The sequence below is a fragment of the Arthrobacter liuii genome (assembly GCF_014639275.1).
Lineage (GTDB): Bacteria > Actinomycetota > Actinomycetes > Actinomycetales > Micrococcaceae > Arthrobacter > Arthrobacter liuii.
In genome coordinates, this window is sequence record NZ_BMFW01000067.1 from 1 (window position 1) to 3,130 (window position 3,130).

The 3,130-nt window shown below is 65.0% G+C and carries 2 protein-coding genes; both read right to left on the reverse strand.

Features of this window, described 5'->3' with window-relative positions:
- On the reverse strand, positions 1-896 hold an 896-nt coding region (locus IEW19_RS23035), incomplete at its 3' end, for an alkaline phosphatase family protein (RefSeq protein WP_229748744.1).
- Between the two features lie 125 nt (positions 897-1,021).
- Positions 1,022-3,082, reverse strand: coding sequence for a phosphocholine-specific phospholipase C (locus tag IEW19_RS23040; RefSeq protein WP_188573872.1), 2,061 nt, complete (start codon positions 3,080-3,082; stop codon positions 1,022-1,024).
- Between the last annotated feature and the right edge of the window lie 48 nt (positions 3,083-3,130).

The following is a 3,130-nucleotide window of genomic DNA, read 5'->3' on the forward strand; positions in this document are numbered from 1 at the left end:
ATCTGCTGGACCGTTTCCTTGACGTAGTTGTCGCCGAGCTGGATGGCGCCGTGGTCCAGGCCGGAATCCGGGTACCCGCACTTGGGCATCCCTACAAGGGCCGCGCCCGACTGGGAGACCCCGTGCATGTCGTGGCACTGGTTCGGGCTGATCCACGTGAAGTTCGGCACGTTTCCGCTGGCCAGGTCGGCCTTCAGGTTGTTTTCCTGCGGCACGATGTTCTGCAGCCGCGGGCTTCCCGGGTAGTTGATGTCCGAGAAGTACATGAACGGGTTGTGCTTCTGGGCGTACAGCTTGACCGTTGAGGAGCCGATCATGGGCGCGTACTCGACCTGGGAACCGGTGCTGGGAAGGCTTTCCATATATGCCTTCCAGCTCAGGCCCTTGCCCTCAAGCTGGTCCACGATGTTCTTGCCCGAGAACATGTGCGGGGTGGAGGCCGCGCTGGCGGCCTGGGCCTGGGTCAGCAGCCCGGTGGCTCCGGGGTCCCCGGAGTTTGGGATGAATTCTTCAGGGGCGCAGGTGACGTTGGCGCCGGCCTTGCAGTCATCCCAAATGCCCTGCGAGCTCCCTGAGATGGCGGCCAGGTAGTTGGGCAGGCTCGGGTGGGTCACGCCGTGGTAGTTGGTGGCCGTGTTGTAGCGCTGGGCCAGGGTGTTGATGTACGGCGCGTCGGCGGTGTTGCCGATGACCTGGTCGTACCCGTGGTTCTCCATCATGATGACGAAGACATGGTCAGGGCCGTTCTGGCCCTGACCGCTGGCCTGGGCGGACGCGGCCGACGTAGTTTGGGCGTCCGCGGGTACCGCCGCGCCGACGGCCGCGAATCCGGCGACTGCGACGGCGGCAGCAAGCGCCGCGGCGCCTGTCCTCCGGTTCTTGAGCACATTGAGCATGGCAAAATCCTTTCGATGTAGGCCCGGCATTGGGCACCTGTTTCCCGAGGGATGCAGCAAGGTAAGGCTGGGTTTGGCGGCAGGGCCGCGGACTGTGAGCAGCCCTGCCACCAATACCGGTGTGGTTACCGGCCGAGCTGGGGGTCGCTGGTCAGCTGGCTGCCGTTCTCGAGGCGGCCGGCCAGGACGCGGACGAACTTGGCGTCGCCTGCTGAAGTGATGGTGAGGTCATACCAGCCGCCCTGGGTCGGGATGACCACGGTCTTGCCCTGGCCCGGGTTGAGGGAGAGCGTCTGGGAGCCGGAGCCGTACGCGTCCTTCAGGGTCAGGTTTGCGGCAGCCGCCCCGGCGTTTTCGATCCGGAACTGGGCATGCGGGGCCTTACCGTCCGCGGTGACGGTCACGCGGATGTCCGCGGCCGCCGTCGTGCCCGCCAATCGCCGGTACCAGCCTGCGGGGCCGTGCATCTGCACGTCGTACTCCGCACCGAGCGCCCACGACGCGTCCAGTGAGGCCCCCGCTCCGATGGTGTAGGAATACGGGCCTTCCGGAAGCAGGTTGGAGCGGACCTGCACGTGCGCGCCCAGGGTGCCGCGGTTCGTCCACCGGCCGGTGAGCTTGCCGGACCCGATTTTCGTATCAACGTCGAGGGCGTAACCGAGCGGGCGGGACGGGCGGGTGCCCTTTTCCTGGGCGGGCATTGAGTTCGACGCCGGAGGTACCGGAACGTAGCTGGGGTGCCGGTTGTGGTCTGCCGGCTTGTACGCGGAGGCGTCCGCCAGGGCGGGCGCGGCTCCCCCGGCCTTGGAGAAGTCGAACGCGCTGGTGAGGTCCCCGCTGACGGCACGGCGCCATGGGGTGATGTTCGGCGAGGCCACCCCGAAGCGGGTCTCCAGGAACCGGACGATCGAGGTGTGGTCGAAGGTTTCGGAGCAAACCCAGCCACCCATGCTCCACGGGGACAGGACGATCATCGGCACCCGCACGCCCAGGCCGAAGTGGCCGGGGACGTCCTTGTCGCCGTAGAACGTGGGGGTGCCGTCATACCATTCACCGGCCGTGGAGACGGTGGAGGCGCCCGGAATCTGAGGGGTGTTCGGGTGCGGCGGAACGATGTGGTCGAAGAAACCGTCGTTCTCGTCATACATGAAGAAGACAGCGGTCTTGCTCCACACGTCCGGGTTGGAAGTCAGGGCGTCCAGGATGTTTGCCGCGTACCAGGCGCCAAAGTTCGGCGGCCAGTTCGAGTGCTCGGTATAAGCCTCGGGGGCAACGATGTAGGAGACCTGGGGCAAGGTGCCCGACTTCACGTCCTTGCGGAGGACGCTGAAGAGGTCATCACCGGTCTTGGCACTGGTACCGGTGCGGGCCTTCTCATACAACGGGCTGCCGGGCTTCGCGTCCTGGTACTGCTTGAAGTACAGGAGTGAATTGTCCCCGTAGTTGCCGATGTAGGCGTCGTCGGTCCAGCCCTCATAGTGCGCCGGATCAAGGCCCTCGCCAATGTCCTGGTAGACCTTCCAGCTCACGCCGGCCTTCTCCAGCTCCTCAGGGTAGGTGCTCCACCAGTAGCCCTTCTCGCCGTTCCACAGGTCAGGGCCGCCGCCCTTGCGGTCCGGGTCGTCGCCGCCGGCGAACATGTAGTAGCGGTTCGGGTCAGTCGGTCCAAGGACCGAGCAGTGGTACTGGTCGCAGACAGTGAACGCGTCGGCAAGGGAGAAGTGGAACGGAATGTCCTGGCGGCCATAGAACGCCATCGTGGCATCAGTCTTCTCCGGCAGCCACTTGTCATACTTGCCGTTGTTGAACGCCTCGTGGGTGAGTTTCCACGAGTGGTCCAGGTCCTCCATGAACTGCATGCCAAGGTTCGGCGCATCCGGGTGGAACGGCGTCACTTCCCGCGTGGCATTCGCCTGGTGGAACGTATCCTTGCCTGAGGGCATAAGCGCCGGGTGCGGGTCCGCGAACCCACGCACGCCCTTCAGGGTGCCAAAGTAATGGTCGAATGCCCGGTTCTCCTGCATGAAGATCACCACGTGCTCGACATCCTTGATGGAGCCCGTGGCCCTGTTGGCGGAGATTTCCGCGGCCCGGGCGATGCTCTGGCCCATCATCTGGGAAATAGCGGTTCCGGCCGCACCGGCGGCGGAAAGTTGAAGAAAACGACGGCGATTGAGACCTGCCATGAGGGCGCTCCTAATGCGTTGACTTTTTAATGTCCCCCGCCGGGAACT